This is a genomic window from Pontiella agarivorans (assembly GCF_034531395.1).
Classification (GTDB): Bacteria; Verrucomicrobiota; Kiritimatiellia; order Kiritimatiellales; family Pontiellaceae; genus Pontiella; species Pontiella agarivorans.
In genome coordinates this window covers 232,642-257,235 of sequence record NZ_JARVCO010000012.1, presented here as the reverse complement: position 1 = coordinate 257,235, position 24,594 = coordinate 232,642, and the positions used below count along the sequence as shown (strand labels likewise).

23 protein-coding genes are annotated in these 24,594 nt (G+C 50.1%); 5 read left to right on the top strand and 18 right to left on the bottom strand.

The window, feature by feature from the left end:
- Positions 1–59: 59 nt before the first annotated feature.
- Complete coding sequence (gene pyrG / locus P9H32_RS14185; RefSeq protein WP_322609566.1) at positions 60–1,673, bottom strand: CTP synthase; 1,614 nt, start codon at positions 1,671–1,673, stop codon at positions 60–62.
- Between the two features lie 241 nt (positions 1,674–1,914).
- Here pyrG and P9H32_RS14180 point away from each other — a divergent pair, with 241 nt between their 5' ends.
- Positions 1,915–5,874 (top strand): autotransporter domain-containing protein, encoded by a 3,960-nt coding sequence (locus P9H32_RS14180; RefSeq protein WP_322609565.1) that lies wholly within the window; start codon positions 1,915–1,917, stop codon positions 5,872–5,874.
- A 79-nt stretch (positions 5,875–5,953) separates the two neighbouring features.
- Here P9H32_RS14180 and P9H32_RS14175 read toward each other — a convergent pair whose 3' ends face one another.
- Complete coding sequence (locus tag P9H32_RS14175; RefSeq protein ID WP_322609564.1) at positions 5,954–6,808, bottom strand: fumarylacetoacetate hydrolase family protein; 855 nt, start codon at positions 6,806–6,808, stop codon at positions 5,954–5,956.
- A gap of 74 nt (positions 6,809–6,882) precedes the next feature.
- Between P9H32_RS14175 and P9H32_RS14170 the strand changes: the two genes are divergently transcribed.
- Together P9H32_RS14170 and P9H32_RS14165 are read left to right on the top strand one after the other, a co-directional pair.
- Positions 6,883–7,530 carry an SOS response-associated peptidase gene (locus P9H32_RS14170; protein WP_322609563.1) on the top strand — a complete coding sequence of 216 codons (648 nt, stop codon included), beginning with the start codon at positions 6,883–6,885 and terminating at the stop codon, positions 7,528–7,530.
- A 30-nt stretch (positions 7,531–7,560) separates the two neighbouring features.
- A complete protein-coding gene (locus P9H32_RS14165; protein WP_322609562.1) occupies positions 7,561–7,995 on the top strand; it encodes a type II 3-dehydroquinate dehydratase in 435 nt (144 codons plus the stop codon).
- Between the two features lie 8 nt (positions 7,996–8,003).
- Here the strand turns inward: P9H32_RS14165 and P9H32_RS14160 are convergent, their stop codons facing one another.
- From P9H32_RS14160 to P9H32_RS14110, 11 genes are all read right to left on the bottom strand, one after another.
- A complete protein-coding gene (locus P9H32_RS14160) occupies positions 8,004–8,990 on the bottom strand; it encodes a hypothetical protein (RefSeq protein ID WP_322609561.1) in 987 nt (328 codons plus the stop codon).
- Positions 8,990–9,628 (bottom strand): dTMP kinase, encoded by a 639-nt coding sequence (tmk, locus tag P9H32_RS14155; RefSeq protein WP_322609560.1) that lies wholly within the window; start codon positions 9,626–9,628, stop codon positions 8,990–8,992. The genes P9H32_RS14160 and tmk overlap by 1 nt, the downstream gene beginning before the upstream one ends.
- A gap of 1 nt (position 9,629) precedes the next feature.
- Positions 9,630–11,030, bottom strand: a complete 1,401-nt coding sequence (gene cysS, locus P9H32_RS14150; RefSeq protein ID WP_322609559.1) for a cysteine--tRNA ligase — start codon at positions 11,028–11,030, stop codon at positions 9,630–9,632.
- Positions 11,030–11,386: a ribosome silencing factor gene (gene rsfS / locus P9H32_RS14145; RefSeq protein ID WP_322609558.1), complete on the bottom strand. Its 357-nt coding sequence runs from the start codon at positions 11,384–11,386 to the stop codon at positions 11,030–11,032. Before rsfS ends, cysS begins: the two co-directional genes overlap by 1 nt.
- Before the next feature lie 8 nt (positions 11,387–11,394).
- On the bottom strand, positions 11,395–12,024 hold the full coding sequence (gene nadD, locus P9H32_RS14140) for a nicotinate-nucleotide adenylyltransferase (protein WP_322609557.1): 630 nt from the start codon (positions 12,022–12,024) through the stop codon (positions 11,395–11,397).
- 20 nt (positions 12,025–12,044) lie between these two features.
- On the bottom strand, positions 12,045–12,659 hold the full coding sequence (locus P9H32_RS14135) for a polysaccharide biosynthesis/export family protein (RefSeq protein ID WP_322609556.1): 615 nt from the start codon (positions 12,657–12,659) through the stop codon (positions 12,045–12,047).
- Between the two features lie 34 nt (positions 12,660–12,693).
- Complete coding sequence (locus P9H32_RS14130; protein ID WP_322609555.1) at positions 12,694–14,790, bottom strand: GumC family protein; 2,097 nt, start codon at positions 14,788–14,790, stop codon at positions 12,694–12,696.
- Between the two features lie 89 nt (positions 14,791–14,879).
- Positions 14,880–16,067 carry an outer membrane beta-barrel protein gene (locus tag P9H32_RS14125; protein WP_322609554.1) on the bottom strand — a complete coding sequence of 396 codons (1,188 nt, stop codon included), beginning with the start codon at positions 16,065–16,067 and terminating at the stop codon, positions 14,880–14,882.
- A 50-nt stretch (positions 16,068–16,117) separates the two neighbouring features.
- On the bottom strand, positions 16,118–16,735 hold the full coding sequence (locus P9H32_RS14120) for a hypothetical protein (RefSeq protein ID WP_322609553.1): 618 nt from the start codon (positions 16,733–16,735) through the stop codon (positions 16,118–16,120).
- Positions 16,692–17,258, bottom strand: coding sequence for a hypothetical protein (locus P9H32_RS14115; protein WP_322609552.1), 567 nt, complete (start codon positions 17,256–17,258; stop codon positions 16,692–16,694). Before P9H32_RS14115 ends, P9H32_RS14120 begins: the two co-directional genes overlap by 44 nt.
- A 62-nt stretch (positions 17,259–17,320) precedes the next feature.
- Positions 17,321–17,773, bottom strand: a complete 453-nt coding sequence (locus P9H32_RS14110) for a hypothetical protein (RefSeq protein WP_322609551.1) — start codon at positions 17,771–17,773, stop codon at positions 17,321–17,323.
- 93 nt (positions 17,774–17,866) lie between these two features.
- Between P9H32_RS14110 and rnhC the strand changes: the two genes are divergently transcribed.
- Positions 17,867–18,814, top strand: coding sequence for a ribonuclease HIII (gene rnhC / locus P9H32_RS14105; RefSeq protein WP_322609550.1), 948 nt, complete (start codon positions 17,867–17,869; stop codon positions 18,812–18,814).
- Positions 18,815–18,880: 66 nt separating this feature from the next.
- Here rnhC and P9H32_RS14100 read toward each other — a convergent pair whose 3' ends face one another.
- From P9H32_RS14100 to P9H32_RS14080, 5 genes are read right to left on the bottom strand one after another with little or no spacing between them, the layout of a single operon-like run.
- The gene (locus P9H32_RS14100) at positions 18,881–19,321 is read right to left on the bottom strand and encodes an ExbD/TolR family protein (RefSeq protein ID WP_322609549.1); all 441 of its coding nucleotides are present in this window, start codon (positions 19,319–19,321) and stop codon (positions 18,881–18,883) included.
- Positions 19,322–19,323: 2 nt separating this feature from the next.
- Positions 19,324–19,755 carry an ExbD/TolR family protein gene (locus tag P9H32_RS14095; RefSeq protein WP_322609548.1) on the bottom strand — a complete coding sequence of 144 codons (432 nt, stop codon included), beginning with the start codon at positions 19,753–19,755 and terminating at the stop codon, positions 19,324–19,326.
- Positions 19,756–19,776: 21 nt separating this feature from the next.
- Complete coding sequence (locus P9H32_RS14090; protein ID WP_322609547.1) at positions 19,777–20,508, bottom strand: MotA/TolQ/ExbB proton channel family protein; 732 nt, start codon at positions 20,506–20,508, stop codon at positions 19,777–19,779.
- A gap of 34 nt (positions 20,509–20,542) precedes the next feature.
- On the bottom strand, positions 20,543–21,361 hold the full coding sequence (locus P9H32_RS14085; protein ID WP_322609546.1) for a tetratricopeptide repeat protein: 819 nt from the start codon (positions 21,359–21,361) through the stop codon (positions 20,543–20,545).
- Entirely contained in the window at positions 21,358–24,210 is a 2,853-nt protein-coding gene (locus P9H32_RS14080; RefSeq protein ID WP_322609545.1) for a tetratricopeptide repeat protein, read from the bottom strand. The genes P9H32_RS14085 and P9H32_RS14080 overlap by 4 nt, the downstream gene beginning before the upstream one ends.
- Before the next feature lie 140 nt (positions 24,211–24,350).
- On the opposite strand from P9H32_RS14080, the gene rpmE reads away from it, so the two are divergent.
- Positions 24,351–24,557: a 50S ribosomal protein L31 gene (gene rpmE / locus P9H32_RS14075; RefSeq protein ID WP_322609544.1), complete on the top strand. Its 207-nt coding sequence runs from the start codon at positions 24,351–24,353 to the stop codon at positions 24,555–24,557.
- Positions 24,558–24,594: the final 37 nt, after the last annotated feature.

Genomic DNA, 24,594 nt, shown 5'->3' with positions numbered 1-24,594 from the left:
CCGGACACAAAAAAAACCCCGTCTGATTTCAGCCGGGGCTTTTTTCCAGTGTTTGGAAACTAGTGCGCCTTCATCCGTGCCACCGAAGCAGCGACAAAATCCTTGAACAGCGGATGCGGATCCACCGGCTGGGATTTCAGTTCGGGGTGCGCCTGCGTGGCAACGTACCATGGATGATCGGCCAGCTCGACCATTTCCACAACACCGATATCCGGATTGATCCCGGAAAGAATCAGACCGTTTTCTTCGAGCTGTTCACGATAGCTGTTATTGACTTCGTAACGGTGACGGTGGCGTTCTGAAACCCGTTTTTTACCATAGGCCGCAAATGATTTAGATCCCTCTTTCAGATCACACGGGCAGGCTCCAAGACGCATAGTGCCCCCCTTCTCCTCAATCTCGGTCTGCTCTTCCATCAGACAGACGACCGGATGCTCCGTTTTCACCCCGCGCTCCTCATCAAACTCGGTGGTATGCGCACCGGTCAGCCCGCAAACATTCCGGGCAAATTCAATGACCGCACACTGCAGGCCGAGACAGATGCCGAGGAACGGGATATTATTTTCCCGAGCATACTGCGCCGCAAGGATTTTTCCTTCCATTCCACGCGAACCGAAACCGCCCGGAATCAACACTCCATCAACGGTGTCCAAAACGGACGGATCATCTTCAATATCTTCCGCCGCCACTTTCACGGCATCAACTTTATATCCCGCCGCATAGCCACCGTGGTAAAGAGCCTCATAGATCGATTTATACGCATCCTGCAGCTCAGAATATTTTCCGACCACCCCGATGCGAACAATGCCCTTGGGATGACGAATGGTATCGATCAGGCGTTCCCACTTTGTGAGCGGCCGCGATGGTTTTGCAATCCGGAAACGGTTGAGAATGATTTCATCGAGTCCGGCGCGGGACAGCACCAGCGGAATTTCATAAATTGAGGTCTCAACGTCTTTCTCCACTATCACGCAGTCTTTCGGCACATTACAGAACAGCGACAGTTTTTCGAGGTGCTCGCGTTCCATATCAACTTCAGTCCGACAGACCAGTACATCGGGCATAATCCCGATTTCGCGCAGTTTGGCCACGCTCTGCTGAGTCGGCTTGGTTTTCACCTCTTTGGCTGCGGCAATGTATGGCACATAGGTAAGGTGAATAAACATGGAATTATCGCGACCGACTTCCAATGCCAATTGACGGAGCGCCTCGAGGAAAATCAGGCCTTCAATATCGCCCACCGTTCCGCCGAGTTCGCAAAGAATAATATCCGGATCCCCTTCTTCCAGCACTTTAATGCGCGCTTTGATTTCATTGGAAATATGCGGAATCATCTGAATCGTACCGCCGAGATAATCGCCGCGTCGTTCTTTGTGCAGCACATCCCAGTAAATACTGCCGGCGGTAATGTTGCTTTTCTGCGAAGTCGGCGCGCCGGTGTAGCGTTCATAATGCCCGAGATCGAGATCGGCTTCCGCGCCGTCATCGGTCACATAAACCTCGCCGTGTTGATACGGGCTCATCGTGCCCGGATCGACATTAAGGTAAGGGTCCATCTTGAGCATGCGGATTTTAAGACCGCGGTTAATCAAAAGACGCCCTACCGAGGCGGCCGTGATGCCCTTGCCGAGCGATGACACTACGCCACCGGTAATAAAGAGATATTTTGCCATTAAATTTGTCCCATATTTCGAGTGCTGGATCGTTCAAAAAATACGGGAAAAGAATCTATCCGCTTTCCGCAACCGGCTCAAAGCCTAAAATCCAACTATCGAAAAAAGACCTCTTCTTCCAGTCGGGCCGGAAGCCGCAAAATTCGGCAAACATGTTTGTGTTTTAGACCTCCCGCCTGTAGATTGCGCAAATATTTTCTGGGGCGGAAAAACCCCGCGATTAACACGGAGTCTTATACTGATGAAATTTACCCGAACCACGGTCTTTCTACCCCTGATTTTTGCGGTCGTATCCGCTCAGGCACAGCTTTATAAACTCAACGATCCCAACGGAACGAATGCAGTCCTTTCGACTGAAGAAACGTATACCCGGATCATCCTCGGCCAGGATCAACCGAACAATGCTCTTGAAATTACAGCAGGCGGACGGGCGAACGTCGGTTCGCTGGTGGATATCGGACAGCAGGTAGGCGCAACCAACAGCAGTCTGACGGTAAACAACGGCGGGCTGCTGGTCATCGGAGCGGCCGACACCAACAACCTGCCTTCCGGCGGCATTGTGGTGGGTGACTCAACCGGAACCGGCGAGCTGAAAGTCGGTTACGGCTCCAGCGTGGAAACCGATAATCTGATCGTCGGTGCCGGGGCGGGAGAAACCGGTGCGGTTGTCGCCCGTAACGGCGGTAAAATTACGGTGCTGGAGGACCTGACCATCGGCACAGCCAACAATTCCGGAAACACGGTAACCATTGAGGATGAAAGTGCGCTAATCATTGCGGACACCCTGAACCTCAAAATCAACAATATCACCGGTGCCACCGAAAACCTGAATGAATTGAATATCAACCGCGGAGGCTCACTTCTGGTTCAGGGCGATGTCAATTCCACGGCACTCTCCTCTTCTGAAAATGTCAATTTTGAATCCGGCTCCACACTGGGCGTCGGCGGCACACTTACCGCAAAAGACAATTCGATCAATAACGGCATCAATATCCTGATCGACAACGCCCTTTCCACCAATCACACCGCCCAGTGGCATGCGGATTATATGGATATCGGAACTTCTTCCAGCGATAATTCACTGATCGTCCGTAACGGGGCCATTGCGGTTTCCACCAACGATATCAGCATCGGAACCGACAGCTCAGCACAGAACAATGCCCTGTCTATTGAAGGCAGCAATTCCACCTTCACGGCGCTGGACCGGATTTTGGTAGGCATTAACGGCAAAAATAATGAATTCAATGTTCTCGATGGTGCTAAAGCGGATATTGCCGCAGATCTCGCCCTTGGGGCCTCCGTATCGTCCGGGAACCGTGTTCGCATCAGCGGAACCAACAGCATGCTTTCCGTTGGGGGTAATACGTACGTCGGCGGCAGCGGCGGCAGCAACACCCTTGAATTGGAAGACGGTGCAGCTGCTGATTTTCAGGGAAGTGTTTATGTGGGAGAAAAGAGTGCGAACAACCGTTTCACCCTTTCTGATTCAACCGCCACAATCGACGGTAAACTGATCATTGGCAACGCCGAAAGCGCATCCGGCTCAACCGGCTCAGTCTCCCAGAATTCGACGCCGAACACCTCCGGCAATATGGCTTCGGTGGGAACAAACTCCACACTTAATCTCAAGAACGGTCTGGTTGTCGGCAAAGAGGGCAGCGGCAGCATTCTGAATATTTATGATGGCGGCAGCGTCGATGTAACCGGAGATGCTGTCATCGGCGAAGCATCCGGCGATAACTATATTTATCTGCAGCGCGATTCCAATACACAGTTCAACGTCACCGGTGACCTGGTGGTTGGGAAATCAGAAGAGGGTTCCAACCGTTTTGCGGTATATGGCGGCACTGCGGACATTGGCGGCGACCTGCTGCTTGGAGCCAGCACCAACCAGCACGAAATCAAAAACTTTATCCATCTGGAAACCACAAATGCCGCACTTCTGGTCAGCGGATCGCTTCAGATCGGGGCATCCAACTCTCTTAACACCCTTGATGTCGTTGACGGAGCAACCGCATCCGCCTCACAGCTTCTCATCGGGGCATATGCCGGAACATCTAACAATACGGTGACGGTTTCAGGAGAAAACGCTTCAATCGCGATTTCCGGAATGGTTCAAATCGGCTCAACCAACAGCGGCGGAAACAGCATTCTGCTGAAAAATGGCGGAACACTGGAAACTGCGCAGGATCATATCCTAATCGGCTCAACCAATGATTACCTTACCGTAGCGGACGGCGGCATTCTAAAAACACTCGGCTGGGATTTCGATGCCCAGACCAATCTGGCCACCAATATTGTATTCGAGTCGGGGTCGACACTGCATATGATGGGCTCGCTCTATGGAACCAATATGGTGGAGGGCGGACTGCATTTCCTCCTCGACGGCACCGGATCGGACTGGGATACCGGAACCAACACGCTGTATGTCGGTTATGAAACCGATAACAACACCCTCTCCCTTACCAACGGAGCAAAAGCAACAACTCTCACCGATCTCCATATCGGCTTCGACTCCTCCGATAATATCGTGAATGTTGGCGGAAGCGGATCGGTTCTTACGGTTGGAAACAACCTGATTCTCGGAGCGGAAATTGAGGACTGGCAGCGAAACTACCTGAACGTACTCGACGGAGGACAAGTCAACGTCGGCAACGACCTGTTTGTTTATCGCGGATCCGAAATCACGATTGATCCCGATTCTAGCGTCGTGATTGACGGAAATTATATTCAGGATGAATATTCAACCCTCAGCATTGGCGTCAGCAGCAACCAGGCCTCCTCCGGAAATATTAATCTGGTTGTCGAAAATGATGCCCGTTTTACCAGTAGCTACAACTCGGATAATCATGACATCATCCGGGTATTCGACTACGGCATCGGCGAATCCAACACAGTCACGATTGTTAAAGCGGGTGGTCTTTATCTTGATGATCATAAAACCACCGGAAGTTCGATTATCGGACATATTGCCACCAACGATCTGCTCGGCTTCACCGTGAACATCTCCAACGAAACGGACTACGCCTACATTATCCTCTCCGATTTCATGCAGGAATCCATCGGCGGCGGTGGGAACCTGACCGGTCAGTTACTCGATATTTCCTCTGAAATTGACGCTATGGCCGATAATGGAGACACCAATGCTGCAGCCATGATCGCTACCATCAGGGCAAACTATTCTACCGAAGCGGAGATCCAGAAAGTTTACGGCGATCTATACGACGAAAAGCAAAGCGCTGTTCCGGCACATAATGTGATCAATCAGGGCATTCAATCGGTGAACAACCAGCTCTTCATGCGCGCCGATACCACCCGGGCACGCTCCGGACAGGCTTCCTCTGCAATGAACCGTTCCGAAGGAGTCGCCGGGCCACACCAACCGGAACAGGAACTTCAGGGATGGATTTCAGGTTTCGGTTCCTGGGCCGACAAAAGCGCTTCTGATGGATTTGCCGGATACAACTCCAGCCTCAGTGGATTCATGATCGGTGCCGACTTATCGGTTGCCCCGAATGTACTCGTTGGACTGGCTGGCGGTAAAGGAAGCGCCGACATCGACAAAGACAACGGCGCATCGGCCGATACCAAATCGATCTATGCCGCCCTCTACTCCTCCATCGGCACCGATTCCTGGTTTGGTGACTTCAGCCTCATTTATGCCAACAGTGATGTAGATGCCCAGCTCGACCACGCTATCGGCACCACCGCCGACTACAACGCACAGAACATTGCCTTCTCGATCGGTGGCGGCAAAGAAATGATCGGAAATTACCTGATCCTTACTCCACAGGCTTCATTGCTGGGCAACATCTATTCCCAGGAGGCCTATAAAGAGGATGCACCCAGTGCCGTCGGCCGGAATGTAGACAGCTACAGCGCCTTCTATCTCCAAAGTGCAATCGGCGGCAGCGCCTCTTTCTATATGGGTATGGGCAATATCATATTCAAGCCGGAAGTCCGGCTGCACTGGCTGCATGAATGGCTTGCCGACGATGAAAGCCTCGACTTCAAACTGGCTGGCGGAGCAAATAACTACAGCATGCTGCTTCAAGCACCGGAGAAAGATATCTTTAAACTGGGCATCGGATCATCGGCTAAAATCGGTGAGTTTCTCGAACTTCGTGCCGATCTTGATACGCGGTTCGGGAAGGACTACAGCGATTACACGCTGCTGGGCTCTCTCCGCTATCAGTTCTAAAATTTCCAACGGTTGGAAATGCCAAAGGGATCGCTGTTGCGATCCCTTTTCAGTACACTGCTCTGTTGCTATCTGCCGCTTATGCTGAAACGACTTCGTTCCGCTGCACCCCGATTCCGTCAACCCCGATTTCCACCACATCCCCGCTTTTCAACAACACCTGCGGATCCCGGGCTGAACCGATTCCGGAAGGCGTTCCGGTAGCGATAATATCGCCGGGATTCAGCGTCATGCCCCGCGAAATAAATTCAATCAGAAAGGGCACATCAAACATCATGTCGACGGTATTTGCTCGCTGCAGCTCTCGCCCGTTGCACGTCTGCCAGACTGTCATATTTCCAGGATCCGGAAGTTCATCCGGTGTAATCAGAAAAGGCCCCAGCGGCGCAAACGAATCAAATCCTTTTCCCCGCATCCACTGCCCGTTTTTTTTCTGTACAACACGCTCCGTCACATCATTCATCAGCGTATAACCGGCCACATAATCCAGCGCATCAGCCTCACGAATCCCGAATGCCGTTTTACCGATGACCACAGCCAACTCAGCCTCCCCATCCATCACCCGCGCGCCATCCGGAATCCGAATTGGATCATTCGGTCCATTCAGCGCTGACGTGACTTTGGAGAATAGAATCGGCTCCTCAGGTATCTTATGGCCGAATTCCCGGGCATGATCGGCATAATTCGCCCCGACGCAGATGATTTTCGATGGCCGGGCAACCGGAACCCCCAGCCGCACTGTGGACGCTTCAACAAAACTTGCGCCAGGATCTTTCAAAAGCTGCTCGAGCTGCCGAATCCCGTGATGCGTGAAAAAGTGTTCATTATAATCTTCAATGTGGAAGGCCAACGCCCGCACATCAAGAATCCGTCCGTCGCCCATCCACACACCGGGACACTCTTCCCCTTTTTCACCAAACCGAACCAGTTTCATTCTATCCTCCAATGCTTGGAACCCCATCGTAACGAGATTGCAAAGTTAGGCAATACCCATTAAGTATTACCTTCATGTGCGGACGATTTACACAGACTAAAATACGCAAAGAGATCATTGAACAACTTAACGGAATCGAACTTCCACCTCTTTTTCAGCGTCGTTACAACGTTGCACCAACTCAACGGATTGCCGTCATCCGCCAGCAGAATCCTTCCAGCGCCGAAGAATCGATCTGGGGATTCGCAAACCCGCGCTCCGGCGCACCAATCATCAATGCCCGATCGGAAACCCTCACCGAACGCCCGATGTTCAAGCACCTGATTTTCACCCACCGCTGCCTCATTCCGGCAGATGGATTTTATGAATGGAAAGGCCGACAGCCTTACTATTTCCAAACACTGGAAAAGAAACTTTTCGCTTTTGCCGGTCTCTGGAAAGATGGCCGATGTGTCATCATCACCCGTGCAGCCGACCGCAATATGCAGGGTATTCACGACCGCATGCCCGTCATCCTTCCCCCGCAACTTTGGAACGACTGGCTACTGGTTCCAAAGGAGGGAAAACCAAAAAGCACCATCGTGAATCTAAAGCTTCCCGAAAAACCAGAATCCTTAACCATGCGCCCGGTTTCACGCCGGGTGAATAAAGTAGCCTACGACGACCCCGCCTGTCTGGAACCCGGAGAAATACAAACATCCTTGTTTCCCGATGAACTCTGATCTATTTTCTCATTTTACGGAGATTTACCGATGAAAATTCTTGTCTTAAACGGCCCCAACCTGAACCTGCTCGGCACACGCGAACCGGATATCTACGGCTATGAAACCCTTGCCGATATTGAAACAGAAATGAAAGCCGTCTTTCCTGAGGTGGAACTGGACTTTCGCCAATCCAACGCTGAAGCGGAACTGATCACCTGGATCGGTGAATCCCGCGGCATATTCGACGGCATCATCATCAACCCCGCCGCACTCACTCACACCAGCCTGGGGCTGTGCGATGCCCTGAAAGCCGTAGGCGATATCGTTCCGTCAGTAGAAATTCATTTGAGCAATACCCACACCCGTGAGGAAATCCGACATAAGAGCCTGACCGCTCCGGCATGTATCGGTCAGATTATGGGATTTCAGGGTTTTGGGTATACGCTTGCTTTGCGCGCACTGGTCCACGCCATCAGCAAATAAGCACCCCGCTATCTGCGGGCAAGCTTACGGAAGGCTTCATCGAAAATCTGCATATCAGGAATATTTCGTTCCACCCGTCTCGACATCGCTTCAACCTCGCGAACCGCTTTAAGAGCGGAGCCCTGTGTATGGATCTTCGCCTGTTCCTCCAGTTTCTCCATGTCCTGAACATGAATCAACTCATCAGAAACCACGCCGGAAACCAGCATCAAGACATCACGCTGCCAGTCCAGCATCACACGAAACACATCGGCCTGCACCTCTTTCAAACGTGCATTGGTCCGCGCCTCAAGAATGATCTTCAGCTTGGATTCATCGAGGGCTTCATCATCCTGATCAAGCTCCTCCATCACCGCATCGGAAATGCCATCTTTCACCCGGTCCAGCAACGCTTTGAGCAGACTCGCCATCCGCGCCGCATCCAAACCGTTCGACGGGGGCATCGCATGCAGAATGCTCATCAACGGTTCGCGCCAGATCTCATCCATCGCCGAAGAACCGCCCTCGGAAAGTACAATTTTCTGACAACGTGAGATAATGGTCGGCAACAGCGATTCCGCTGAATCCGTAATCAGCAACAGCAATGTATTTGCCGGAGGTTCTTCGAGCGTTTTCAGCAGTGCATTTTCAGAACTCTCGTTCATGCAGTCAGCAGAAAGAATTACGCCACTTTTCCAGCCCCCCTCAAAGGACGTCTGCGTCATGCGACGGATTAGCCCGCGCACATCCTCAGCCAAAATCTGCCGCGACTTGCTCAACGGTTCAATCCACAGCGTATCCACATGGCTGTGCGCCTCAACCTGCCGACAACCGGCACATTCATTACAGGGTTTTTCAGCGCGCTCACAATAGAGCAGTTTCAAAAATGATTCCGCAAATTGCAGGGCATTACCCCTTGGCGATCCCACAATGACATATGCATGCGCAAGACGACCGGACTCATAACCGTTTTTAATCCCCTGCCAGGCTTCTGCATGCAGATCTGTCCCATCCATCACAGCAGAGCTCCTTTGACCGCATTCCACACCTCGGAAGCCACCTCGGAAATCGGTAAATTGGCATCAATCACGCAGAACCTTTCATCCTCCCGTTCTGCCAATCGTTGATATCCATCACGCACGCGGCGATGGAAATCGCGCGCCTCAAGCTCAAAGCGGTCGTGTGATTCCCCCGATCCGGCATAGCGTTTTTCCAACCGTTGGAAACCGACTTCAATGTCGAGATCCAACAGAATGGTCAAATCCGGTTTCTTATCATAAATCGCAAATGCATTGATCGCATCCAGAGTCGCGATATCCATGCCTCGGGCATATCCCTGATAGGCCATGGTCGAATCAATGAAACGATCGCAAACCACCCAGTCCCCTGTATCCAGAATCGGAAGAATGACCCGGTCCATCAATTGTGCCCGACTGGCAGTGAACAGCAAGAGCTCAGCCCGATCCGCCAGCGGCTCGCCGGCAGCATCGTGCTGCAGCAGATTACGGATCTGTTCACCGGTAGCCGTTCCGCCAGGCTCACGACTGCAGGTTGCACGAATCCCCTGTTGTTCCAGCTTTTCAACCAGCAATTGGATCTGCGTCGATTTACCGCTTCCCTCGGGACCTTCGAACGTGATGAATTTACCCGGCATTTCAGAGTTTCCGGAGTTTGGGTCCTTCGGGGGTATCCTTCACTGTCCAGCCCAGTTCAGCCAGACGATCCCGAATACGATCGGATTCCCCCCAGTCCTTATCTGCCCGAGCTTTGGTCCGGGCTTCCAGCAACTCGTTTACCTCAGCCGGAACCTCTTCCTCCTGAGGAATCAGCAGACCGAGTACGGCATCAAGTTCTTTCCAGAGGTTGGAAACCGCCAGAGCTTCTGCTCCGCTTATCGGCTTCTCCGCCATCGCCTTGTTCCCGGCATGCACCGCATCGAAGACAGCAGCCATTGCCCCTGAAATATTCATGTCATCGTCCATCGCTGCCGCAAAATCTGCACGCGTATTCTGCGCCCATTCCGGCAGTTCTCCGGCATCGGCCTCAGTACCAATGGCCTCTTTGATATTCGCATAAAATTCATCCAGGCGCTTAAGAGCCGCCCGATTGGCACCCAGCGATTTAAAGGCAAAGTTGAGCGATTGCCGATAGTGCGAAGAAAGCAGTTCATAGCGTACTTCGCGACCGGTATAACCCATATCCAGAATTTCACGCAACGTGTGAAAGTTCCCCAGCGATTTAGACATTTTGCGTCCGTCTACCACCAAATATCCGCAGTGCATCCAGTATTTAGAATAGGTTTTTCCGGTTGCCGCCTCTGACTGGGCAATCTCATCTTCGTGATGAGGAAAAATATTATCTACGCCTCCGGTATGAATATCAAAACTCTCGCCCAGAAGCTTCATGCTCATGGCAGAACATTCGATATGCCAGCCGGGCCGGCCTTTGCCCCAAGGCGAATCCCAAACCACATCACCGTCTTCGGGAACGTACGCTTTCCATAACGCAAAGTCGGCGGCGTTATCTTTATCGTACTCATCCTGAGAAACTCGAGCACCAGACTGCATTCCCTCGCGATCGAGATGCGCCAGCTTTCCATACTCTTTAAATTTATCAATGCTGTAGTAGACGGAACCGTCGTCAGACTGATAGGCATACCCTTTCTCAAACAGCGTCTCGATAATCGAAATCATTTCGGAAACATAATCCGTTGCCGCCGGATAATGCTCAGCCGGTTCGATATTCAGCGTTCTGAGATCCTCAAAAAAAGCATCAATATAAGTTTTCGTATATTCTTTCAGCGGAAGCCCCTGCTCAATCGAGGATCGGATGGTTTTGTCATCTACATCCGTGAGATTCTGAACCTGTGTAACTTCAAATCCGCAGAATTTGATATAACGACGCAACAGGTCTTCAAACATGTAGGCCCGGAAATTTCCAATGTGTGCATAGTTATAAACCGTGGGTCCGCAGGTATACATGCGGATGTGCCGGCCATCAATCGGAACCAGTTCCTCTTTTTTCCGGCTCATTGTATTATAAATTCTGAACGCCATTATTGCTCCCCTCCCACTGCCACACGGGGTGCGTCCTTCCACAGTTTTTCCAGATCGTAGAATTCCCGCAATTCCTGCTCAAAAATGTGTACCATGATGCCGTGATAATCCATAATCATCCAGCCGCTGTCCGGAACACCTTCTTTATGGAAACCTTTAAATCCCGCACCTTTGAATAATTTCTGCAGGCCGTCATACAATGCCTTGAGATGCGGTTTATTCGCCCCCGTTGCAATGACGAAATAATCGGCAATATTTGCATGTTCGCGAAGATCAAGCGTCACGATATTCTCCGCTTTCCGGTCATCCAAAAAAGCGACCACCTCTTCTATGATTTGTAAATCTGTTTTTTCCATTGTTCCTTTCAACCCTGATAAAGACCGTGCTCAAAAATGTACTGTTCCACTTCGGCAGATACCAGATAACGAATCCCCAGTCCTTCGGCTATACGCATTCTGATTTCAGACGAGGAAATGCCTACCATATGGGATTCAAATGTATTGGCAAGCACCCTCTGTCTCAAGGGATCTGTGAGAGCGACCTTTTGCTTAATACTCTTTATGTCATCTTCACCCGGCCGCAAAAATGAGGTGATTTCACAGTATTTCATGATCTCATCTATGCGATACCAATTGTGCAGATCCACGAGCGTATCACTGCCGACAATCAGAAAAAGTTCTGCGGCCGGCATATCTCGCTTCATACTGCTTACCGTATCCACGAAATACGAAACACCGCCACGGCTTATCTCTACATCGGAAACAAAAAAGCGACGGTCGCTTTTAAGCGCTAGCTTCAGCATATTCAACCGGTGTTCGGCCGATGCCTGCTGAAGATGCTGCTTATGTGGTGGAATAGCGGCTGGAATGAAAACAACCTGATCGAGTTCCAGCTTTTCCGCCGCATCCTGTGCGATAATCAAATGACCACTGTGGACTGGATCAAATGATCCTCCGAATAAACCGAAACGACGCACTGGGGCCGGCTCATTCATGTCCGTCCTCCCCTTTTAGGCTACCAAGGTTTCTGCGGCACTTTAATGACATCTCCGGCATCAATCTTAACATCCAGAGACGGGTTCTCTTCCAAATCTTTCATATTGAACCGATAAACTTTACCATGTCGCGTGATCGTTACCCGGCTTTCCCAGGCAAATGGTGTATAACCGCGGGCACCCGCTATCGCCTGCAGAAGCGTTGTTCCACTCGAAAGCGGAAACTGCCCTGGCTGATTCACTTCACCCTGAACATAAAAAACTTTCGCGGTCATTGTGACATTTACCGATACCGTTTTATAAATTCCACCCTCAATATAGGATCGCTCGATTTTAGATGCCAACTGTGACGGAGTTAAACCAGCAGCCATGATCGGATCCAGATGCAACAGGCTGATCTCGCCGTTCTCATCTATGGTTGCTTCAAGCTGCTGTTGTTCCAAAATACCGCTAAACCGAATGTAAAGCGGGTCTAATGCTTTCAGAATCAGTGCCCCCGGTTTTGCAATATCACCGGTCTCCCGCTCTATGATGCTGAAATCAGAATCGTCACCCAACGGGTTAACAGGTTGAATTACACAGCCTGTAAGCAGGGTGGAACACAAAACTACGATTAAAAAAATAAAATTACGCATGGCTACAATCCCCAGAACTATTATGCCTTAATTTTTACGCACCACTCTCATCCAGTTCTTCACTTTGAGAACTATGATAGTAGTCCGAATAATACGAGTGATAGTAATAATAATAATCATCTCGCATCACATTAATGTTATTCAGCACTGCTCCAACGACATTAACACCCAACGTTTCAATCATAGCTTTTGCTTTTATCAGCATATCACGCGGGTATTTACGGTACTGCACCACGATAATCGCCCCGTCGGTTTCCTTGGCAATGATCGAAGAATCACTGATCCCCACCAAAGGGGGTGTATCAATCAATACCACATCGTACTTGGACTTCAGGCTGGAAATCAGTTCACCAATGCGTTTCGGGTCCAATACACCCAGCGAAGTTCGCGGCAAACGGCCGCTCGGAAGAAAGTGCAGATTCGGAACACTGGTCGCCTTGATGGCTTCTTCCACGGGGACGTCACGCAACAGAACATTTGTCAGACCGAAACGATTGGATACACCCAGAATAGTATGCTGAACCGGCCGCCGCAAGTCGGCATCAACCAGCAAAACTTTTTCCCCCTGCTGTGCACAGACAAATGCCAAATTGAAACATGTCGTCGATTTACCCTCGCCTGCGCCGCTTGACAGCACCGAAAAAGCACCTCGATTAGATCCACCTTCAGTAAATGCCAGATTTGTTCGAAGGACACGGTAGGATTCCGCATGCTCACTGTCAGGACCCTCTTCAATCAAGGGGCGAACTTTCTGAGGAATCAAACCAAGAACCGGAAGCCCGAGAATACGTTCCACATCATCCGCTGTTTTGATGGAGGTATCAAGATACTCAATGAAGTACGCCAGACCAACACCGGCACCCAGCCCCACAAAAATGCTCAACAGAACATTCATGAAAAGATTCGGGCTCACTTGACGCCGATTCGGCTCTGCGACATCAATAATTTCTACTGGATTTCGGGGTACTTCTAGCGTGATAATTTCCTGTCGGTGTTTGGATTTCAACTGATTATAAATAAAACGCTCTGTTTCAAGATCTGCCAGCGCATTACGAAACGGGCGGTACTTTGCTCCCTGAGACTCAATGGTTTCCGTTCTGACCGATGCCAATGCCTTATCAAGGCTTTCGAATTTATTCTGAGCAATCAGATATTCTGTTTCCAGACTCAGGCGAAGGTTACTGAGATGATTTTTCAGCGACTCTTCAAGCCGCTTTTTCTGTAAACGGTACCGTTTAACTTCCGGATGATTTGTTCCATAATCCGCATCAAGGGAACTCAGTTGCACATCAATATCCTGCAACTGCTGTATTGTGGTCATCACAAACTGATCAAATGTAATGCGGGAGGCGCGTTTCATCAGATCATCATCCTTAAGGTTATCCAGGATTTCCAATAGACCTTTTTTCTCCAGCATTTGCTCCTGAGCAACAAGACGGTCTCCCTCTAACTGCTGCATTCGAATATCTTCGACATCGATACTGCCCTCGGCTCCGACCACAGCAATATCCAAATTTTCACGAATTTGCTGCACCTCTTCTTCGACGGCCTCAACTCTTCGTGCCTGTTCTTTCAAAGCCTCATCAATTTTATCGATGGCGCCGCGGGCACTTTTGATTGCGAGATCCAGGCGGGAGTCGCGGTAAACTTCAGCCAATTCATTGGCGATATCAGCAGCCTCTTCCGGGTCATCACGTCTCACGTTAATAACGATAAGCGTAGTATCGCGTTGCTGAAAAACATCAATACTGTTAGCCAGAATCTTATGAGCAACATCCCGAGTCAGTTTTTCGCCGCTACTCCCCCATTCTTCCTGAAGGTTAAGCCGGTTTATCACCTCGTACAAAATGGGTTTCGAAGTAAGAATTTCGAACTGGGTACGAAGAAAATAGGGGTTGTATGAGGAATAATAAGATTGCTGAACGGCGAAAGGATTAATTTCAGGAGCATCCTCAGACACGGATATTCGAACCGATGAAGCATAAATGCTGGGGAGCATCAATGTATAAACTGTACCCGTCAACACAACGAGAATGGCGACTGCCAGAACGATCTCTTTCCTTGACCGAATTACACGCCAATAGTCGAGAAAGTGAAGGGTACTCGACTGCTGCGCCGTCTCATTGCTCATAAAATGCTCTCCATTCAAAAAATCAAGATGGTGAAGGTAAACCTCACCACCTTGTCATTCAAATCAAATCTTAAAATAAGACCCAGTTACTACAGGCGCAGTCTCCAGGCTGCATCAAGACGATTACCGTCCCAATCATTGAGGGCTGTGTTCCCGGAAACATTGCGAGTACGGAACAAATACCCCAATTCAACGAAGTTATTACGGTTAACCTGATAGGAGCAACGCAAACCCAAAGAAACAAAGTTATCCTTCGCATTACTACCGGAACCAGCCAACGCATAGGAACCATCATAGTAGCTGTAGATATAACTCAACGAACTCGAAAGGGCGATTTTTGCTGTAATATCATGACGCGCACCAAGCGTTACATTGAAGCGATCTTGCGCATTGTAGATACTGTTTTGCGAACGATATAGCGAGTATCCGAGAGAGGTAGTGACACTGGTACGGGCAGAAGGATTAACCTCCAAGCCCGTCGAAAGATATGGAGAAGAGGTATCTTCACTTCCTCCACCCGCATTATCAACAGAAGTCAGCGTATAACCAACACGTCCGAAACCGGAAACGGTAGGAGTGAAGTTCTGATCCGCACCCACAAGGAAGGTAACCGAATCATAACCCCCGCGATCTCCGTCATAAGTGAGGCTTCCATAATTAACACCACCCATAATCTGGGTTTTTTCAGGGTTCAGCTGACGAAAATACGAACCATCCGCCTTGAACAGATCATAGTTATTACCACCGCCGGCACTACCTTGCCACTCACCATAGTCACTGTCATCCCAGATTCGAAATTCGTATCCCAAACCAAGCTTAATGAAACTTACTTCATTCAGGGTATAATCAACAGAACCCAATAAATCATTTTCGAAATAATTCTGGTTATCCTGTGAGGCATAATCTGACTGCCCGTCTTTCTGCTGATAACGGAATCGGTCAGAAAGCGTCAGGAACGTGCGCTGCGAAAGAGCATGATTCAGCTGAGCATACAAATTCTGATAGCTCACAAATTCCGGATCAGCATCGAAACGATACTGGAACTCCGGTTCCCAGTAAACCAACGCATCAGTTCGGGACGAAAAATTAAACTTAGCAGAGAGATTAATAATATCCGTGATAAACCCAGAATCAGTCGCATTTTTCGTCTGATAAATATTATCATCGTATCCGATGCGGACATGATTCTGAAAACGGATTACACGTTCTTTTGCCGCAAAAGACGCAGCGGAAACAAACGTGAGAGCAATGAGCACTTGAAGTGTTCTATTCGTCATAATGTGTAACTCCCTTAAACAACCTAAATTAATACTTTTCAAAAGTCCGTTTATTCCGGCGTAGCTTCCGAATCACTAGGAGAAATACCCAAAGAAACCCAGAGATTGGCAAACTGCTGCTGATAAAAACCTCTTACCTGATCAGAATCCCAAGGAACATCATAAATATTCGGAATATCATACGGTCTCCTAGCACTTCCTCCCGCATTTTCATTCGCTTCATTCCAATCTTTAACAGCCTCTTTCACATCTTGCGAAATAACTCCATTGAGCGCATCCTTGGCCTTCTGAACGGCAGCTGCAATATCATCAACAGCTGATTGTGCGGCATCTTCATCACCACTCTCTACCGCCTTTTCCATTGACGAATAAGCCTCCAATGCCATGGCCATGGCAGCATCAACAGCATCCGAACGCTCACCAGCCTCTGCAACTTGATCGGCATTGCCAGCCTTAGCCGCCTCAGCCAATGCAACCTTGGCGTCTACCGATATTTTTGCAATTTCAGACAAATCACCCGCAGCACCGGCTGAATCAACAGCAAATGTATTAAGCACAGAGCAGCCTAAACTGATAGTAACCAGCATTATTTTGGAAAGTTTTTTCATAGTCCCTCTCTCCTTATTATTTGGAATATTTTCGAGCAATAATTTTTTTAACTCGGTCATAGTTGAACTGAACCTGAGAACTGGAGGCCAATGCATCCTGCAGCGACGCACGCATAACAGGCAACGCTTCCGCTCTGTCCTCTGAAACAGCTTCAATATAGAGCAGAGCAATTTGAACCACTTTGGCGCCGGAATGAGCAACCCCTGCATTCACTTTTGCAAGCAGGGCATAATCACTAGCAATTTCATCGGAGGAAGCCGTTGCAATTTTATCAGCACTTTCTTGAGCGCCTTTCATCGAATCAATTGCAATTTTCCAGTTTTCAGAGGCCGCTTCAAGAACCATAGCCACATCAGTCATCAACGGTGAATCTTCAGGTATTGCCGCAATGAACTGCTTACCCTCTGCAATGGCTATGCGGGCCTTTTCAACCTCAGCTTTCGCGCTGTTCACTGCCGCCGCTGACTCGGCAATAAGCGCGGAGCTCCCCTCAGAATAAACCTCTTGGCCCATAACACGGCTGGAGCCCAACCCACATAAAGCCGCAACGGCCAAACCGAAGATAAAACTGTGTCTAATCATGCCCCTATCCTTAAGTTAATTTTCCAACAGTTATAAAAAAAACGCACTGCACGCAAGTAAAACTAACGCTTTAAGCGGGACAACATTTTTAATGTGTCGAGCATTGCAGCGTGACCTTCTGTATAATCAACACGATTCATAATACAGAATTCCTCCCAGGATGCAATGCCTATGGGAAGTTTTACTTTGCCCATAAAATATTCAGCCTCACCCGATAAAAGCAACTCAATCTGCCCCATTACCCGAGCACAATCCCTGAACGTAAACTCTGACCCATTAACAACTTCCATTAAACCAAAATAAACTCCGTGTTTGTTGAAAAATTTAACACAATCCGTAAGAGATGCATTTTCATCAATATACTGATCAAACAAACCGAAATATTTCCCGAATACAATTGCCGCATCGGCATGAGTAGGCACCAGGGATGCAGAGGCGAACCTGTCCACCGCGGCAGCACTCCGGCAAACAAAACCGATTAACAGCAGCACGAATACAATTCCTGTTTTTTTCATCTTTGACCTGCCCCGAGTATAATGCACTTTAGGCACCACTTTCCACACACCAACATTTATATAGACTGACTTAATGATAACTATGGATCCTCGATGAAAACCAATTCTTTTACCTACAAACTGACGCCACAACAACAGGAGGCAGCATACACACTGCTGAAATCGGCATCATATCTGCCCGAGAAGGTGCCACACACACGAATAGCCGTCTCCCTTCCAGACTGCCGCATCAACCTCTATAACTCAGGAAAACTGCTCGTTCAGGGAAAAGCTGCCCGGGAATGGATCACATTCACACTCGAAACCGAAATTCTTCATGAAGCCCGTTTGGGCTATGAAGATTTACATGACCCCGAAGCCATCCAGCCCCACATGGGTATTGATGAATCCGGCAAAGGCGATTTTTTCGGCCCGCTCGTAATCGCCTCGGCCTATGTGAATGAAGAGCTCGTCGATAAACTTCGGGAAATGGGCGTACGCGACTCTAAAAAAATCTCATCCGACAATGTTGCCCTGAATTTAGCGCGCGACATTCGAAAACTGCTGGGCGACCGTTGTGCAATGATCACCATCGGCCCACGCTCCTACAACCGGATGTATTCAAAAATCCGCAATGTAAACAAAATGCTGGCCTGGGGCCACGCCCGCGCCATTGAGAATCTACTTGAAAAAGTTCCGGACTGCCCCCGGGCTCTCTCCGACAAATTCGGCCCCACTCATCAGATCGAACGAGCCCTTATGGAAAAAGGGCAAAAGATCCAGCTGGACCAGCGCACAAAAGCCGAATCCGATCCCGCCGTAGCGGCCGCATCTATTCTGGCTCGCGCCGGCTTCATTTATGCCCTCAAACAGATGGGAAAAGCGCATCACTTTGAGGCTCCGAAAGGCGCATCCGAAAAAGTACGACGCGAAGCCGAAAAGCTGGTGGCCGACAAAGGCCCGGGGATTTTATTGGACGTTGCCAAATGCCACTTCCAAACCACCGATAAAGTACTGGCCGAGGTCGGATATTCCCGCAAGGACCTCCCCCGACCCGACTGATTTCAAAACCCGCAATTTCCCGGAAGCTGAAAACTGACCGGTTCCGGAGCTTCCGTAGATCAGAAACTACTCCGCAGTTCCAAACGTTACATTTTTTATTCCGGCACCGGCGCAGGCATTGAGCACATCAATCACGCGTTCATGCACGGCATCATCATCAGCCGCAATGGTGATCACCGCTTTGGTTTTAGAAATCTTTGCCGCCTGAGCATATCGCAAAAGAGTATATTCAAGCCCCGCGAGATCGGCTTTGTCCGGAGAAACATACACCTTGTTATTCAGCACAATTTCGCCCGAAGCAAGCACTTCGATAATCTGCTCATCAGGAATCTCCATCTGAGTTGACACCGAAACAGCACCAGGAAGTGCGAGATCCAGATCAGCCTCTGTGCGTTTTAACTGCGCACTGACCATAAAATAGATCAGCAGCAAAAAAACCACATCGATCAGCGGAGCAATCTGCAGTTCCGTTTTTTCGTTAACGAGCTCGTCGACCCAAGTTTTCATACTCAGTTCCCCGACTCAAACGTTGCAAAAATAACATTCACCACTCCGCCTTCAGCACAGGCCGCCATAACCTTTTTGACGTGCTTATGCTTTGCATAACGATCGGCCCGAAGATAAACCTCGGCCTTCGGATCTTCACTGAGCAATTTGCTGACATAAGGAGCAATTTCCTCAACCTGAACAGGCTTGAGATTCATGATAACATCCACCTCTTCACCTGTTTGATCATGAGACCGAATCGTGATCAGCTGACGTCCATGCGCACGCTCCGGAACCTTTGATTTGTCGGCGACCGGCAACTCAACTGGCGTGCGATCCATCTTTGACATATGCGAGGCCACCATAAAAAAAATCAGCAACAGAAAGACCATATCAATCATGGGGGCCATGTTGATTTCGTCTTCGCCACCTTCCGCTGGAATTTTAAATTTCAAAAAAGCCGCCTGATTTCAGAATCAATCCACTTTGGCATAACGGAAAATATTCATGTAATGCCCGACCAAACGTCCCATGGTCGACATCGTTTTGATGAAATTATTTTTAAAGAGGAAATAAGCAAACATCGCCGGAATCGCAATCACAAGACCGGTTGCAGTTGTAATGAGCGCCTCGCCGATGGAACCGGCCAGCTTACCGGGATCTCCCATGCCGCCCTGGGCAATAATCGAAAATGCTTTAATCATCCCCGAAACCGTACCGAGCAGGCCAAGCATCGGTGCAGTTCCGCCAATGATTGACAGAAAATTGATTGGCTTCATAAAAATCACCATCTGCTCATTGCCCGCTTCCTCGATGGCCTCCATCACATGCTGAGAATCGTATTCATGCTCCTCAGAAATCCGCTCCATCCCGGCATCAAGCACCGCCGTGATCAAACTGTCATTTTCCGCGCAGAGACTGCGAATCCCCTTCACATCGCGTTTGCGCATCAGCGCTTCAATCTGCTCTTTCAAATCCTGCCGCAGCATATTTTTCTCTCGAAGCAGCAGTAGATTACGAATAATAAAATAAAACATCGCTACCGAAAACAGCCCCAGCGGATACATAGCCCAGCCCCCCTGCTTCAAAAGCGCCCCGAGGGTAACCGACTCCGCGGCCTCCGCCTGAACCGCTGCAGCATCCACCCCGACCTCCTGCGCAAGCGTCGTTGCAATCGGCAGCATCATACCGATCAGCAACACAACCATTGCGCAAACTCCTAAATAACCTTTTTTCATAACGCTAACCTCCACGACTTCCTGTTGATTCCACTTTAATCGTTTCGCCCCGCCGACTCCAACGCGAATCGGGATAGGCAATAATCAGCTCCTCCGCAACTGCCGCAGCCTTAACCGGCTGTCCCAACTGCTGATAAATCTCCGCCTCCAGCACCGTAGCCGGCGGAAGCCACTCCTCATCCCGAATATGAAACGCAATAATTTTCGCCACATGCTTCATTGCAGCCTTAAGATCCCCCGCCTCCAACGCAAAACGGCCCTGAATATATTCCGTCATGGGCTCGGAAATATCCGCCGGATATCCAACACTTGAAAAAACAGTCCGGGCATTCTCCACCTTTCCCTGATCCAACAGCATCATAGTGAAATACATCCCCGCCACATCCATATCCCTTTTATTTCCGGATTTCCGGATATACCCCACCGTGGCTCCGGCTCCGGCGGCATTCCCGTTCCAGTATTGGCACCTCAGCCACCATATCAGATAATCCCCCAGATTAGTCGACAGGTGGCTATACTGCGCCACCGGCCCAACATACTGATCCAAAAGCCCCTCAAGCGCTTTACGATCGCCACGATGGAACATCGATTCGCACATATTTAAACCCACACCCGAAAAACGGAATTCAATGGATTGAATCATCGACAAAGCAAATGAAGACTCCCCTGTATCCAGCTTCAGCCGATCCCCCTGAATATTGAGCATCTTCACCACAAAAGAGTTCCCCGAGTTCAGAGTCACTTTCGCGGCATATTCCGATTGAGCCGAAACAGACAGCACCGCCAACAGCAACACCGCCGCCATTTTCAAAACTATTCTCACGGTACCACCTCCCCGGCCTGAAGCGCCTCAAGCCTTTCGGCCGCATCGCTCCCTTCCGGCGTAGCCGCTACACGCTCATTCGCAAGCATCTCACGCAGCGTATTGACAATTTCCTGCTCGTAACCGCCCAACGCTTCCATACATTGAATACTCTTCAGATAGGCTGGCGCCACCCAGTCGGCATACCCCTCATAAAGCACATAAATACGCTGAAAATAAGCAAACGCCTCATCCGTCGCCCCAAGCTCCATTTTACAGATTCCCGACCAATACAGCGCCTCCGGCGTCAGCGCCCCGCGCCATTCGCGAATTGAAAGCACCTCAGCATACGCCTCCAGCGCACGCTCAAAATCACCCGACAGACGAAACGCATCACCTCGCCGCTTACGCGCATACCCAACCGACTTACTGTAACCGAACTTCAACAGAATTTCTTCTGACCGCTCAGCCGCTTCAGTATAGCGCCCCTCCCCGATCAATGCATCGAGATCAGCAATCATGACATAGAGCATCTGGTTCGAAACCGGAAAATTCGCCAAGAACCGTTCGGCTGCCTCATGAACCAACGCCCAATCTTTCAATTTCACCGCCTCGCGGGCGATCAACAGCAACGTACCGGATCCGGCCGCCGGAATATTTTTGGCCTGCACAACGGCCTCCACAAAAGCCTCACGCTCCCCACCCTCTGCAATTTCGGCAAACACCGTCTGATACCGCAACACCAACGTACGCTCAGCCTTCCCGGAAACCGTATGCAGATGCTCATCCAGAGCTTCCATAATCATCGTCTGATTCTTCGCAAGCTCCGGATTCCGGTAGTCGCTCACAATTTCGTTCAGAATGACATCCACCCCACTCAGAGAAGCATCATTTCCGTAAGCATTCACAACCTCAAAATAGCCCTCCAGCGCACGGGAATACTGATCCATCCCTTTATAGGCTTTGCCTTTCCAGTTCGCCGCATTGGCAAAATCGCCCTCGGACCCGTATTGCCCGAGATAGTCCGACATCATTTCCACAATATCGACATAACGCCGTTCCATCTCCAACACCTTGGCCGCCTGAAACAACGGATAATTCACCTGACCGATATTCTGCGCCTTCTCGCGGGCCAATGCATAATAATCGAGTGCCACATCCAGATCGCTCTCGGCTGCACGCAGATCCCCCAGCATGGCATAGGCTTCGGACAGCAGCGTACTCTCCGGATAACGGTCCACAAAAGACCGGAACGTCTCTTCCGATTCAATAAATTTATCCGCACCGTACTGAGCAATCCCCAAACGGTACGACGCATCCTCTTCATAAAGCCTGCCCTCATACTTCGGATTACTCAGATACCCAGCAAAGGCCGACTCCGCCTTCTCAAATTCTCCCAGAAACAACAGAGTCATGGCACGCCAGTATTCCGATGATTCATAATAACGGCTCTCCGGCCACTCCCCGAGCACCCGGGTAAAATGCTGAAGGGCCTCCTGATAATCCAGACTATGGAAACGGATGTATCCCATCAGATACGTGATCTGATCGATATATTTATGATCCGGCGAAAGCTCCAACGCTTTTTGCCCCATCTCATAGGCCAGCTCAAACTGTTGCCGGGTCATACGCACCTGCATCAGATTCAACGTCACATCATCACGGAATTCGCCGTTTGGCATCTGTTCGACGTAGGCATACCCCTCCACCGTGGCCATCGCCCATTCCCGCTCATCAATCATCACCGTAAACGCGGAATACCGAGCCTGATCCGCCAGCTCACCCTCCGGATTTTCATCAAAAATGCGATGATAAATCGCATGGGCCGGCCAGTTCCGCCCCAAATCATTATAGCACTGTGCCATACGCAGCATGACATCCATATCATAATCCTGAAAATCAACGATTACATCATACTGCGCCTTCAGCCGATCAAACAACTGCTGACGCTTCAGCTGACGCTCCTTATATTCCGTCAGCGTCTGCTTCCCGTCCGCAACAAACGGTTTCATAGCCGCCTTGGTGTCGCGCAACCGTTCCTCATAATGTGCAGTCAGCTCGGCTTTTGTCAGCACCAGACGATACAACAGCAGAGCTTTCCGGAATTCCCCGTTATTATAATGCGAATCGCCGGCCTCCAGCAGCGCCAGATTCAGCCCCACATCATGCCGCGACACCCGGTCGCAATGCGGAAGAAAATGAAATAGATTCGGAAAATCATCCAGACGCACATAACAGGTCACCAGCATAACCGCCGCCCCCGACCGGACCGTATCCTTCTGCGCCATCCGGTAAAGTGACGTCAGCGGCTTGATCGCCTCGGCCCATTTTTCCTGCTGATAACGAGCTTCGGCCAGCAATTGCACTGCGGGAATCTTCAGCTCCTCAGTCAGCCGCAGGTTCTGCAACACCAACATCGCCTGCTCCTCCACCGCCGGCCACTGCTGCACCATCGTCAGACACTGGGCCGCCATCACCCGGGCTGACTCCTGCTGAAGATCATCCGGAAATGCATCGGCAAAACGGACAAAATTCCGGGCCCCGGAGACATACTCCCCCAACTGCATCTGACAGTAAGCCAGCTGATAGAGCGTAAAAGCCAGGGTCTGCCGGGCCTTTTTCTCATCATCCCCATCCAGACGAACCAGAATTTCTTTCAGAAAAGGCAGAGCTTCCTCAAGCTGCTCATTCTTCAGCAGTGCCTTAACCGACTCCAGCAGCACACTCGTTGATTCGGATTGCGGATTCAAACGCGCAAGTTCGCTCCGCGTCATTCCCCGCCCCTTTTGCCGCAGCTCCTGCTGGGCATCGGCCGTCACAAGCACCCCCGCCACCAGAAGCCCTGTCAACCGCCCAAATATTCGGTGCACATTCCACATAGGCTGGAAACCCTACTCAAGCCTCCAAAAGGACGGAAGAGCAAAGTAGGAAAAAAAGAAAAATCAGCCTTGCGTCAAGCCCGTCGTTCATATAAAAACCTCGCTCCCTTAACGAACTAGAGGATTTTACCATGAAAGCAGATATTCATCCAAAGTACGAAGAAGCAACGATCCGCTGCTCCTGCGGTAACGAGATCGCAACTCGTTCCACCGTTAAGGAAATGCATGTCAACACATGCTCCAGCTGCCATCCGTTCTTCACCGGCAGTGCAAAACTGATCGATACCGAAGGCCGCGTCGACCGCTTCAAGAAGCGTTTCGCCGAAGGCATGTATTAATCAATTTGCCCTCAGCAAAGCCGAACCTGCGAAAGCA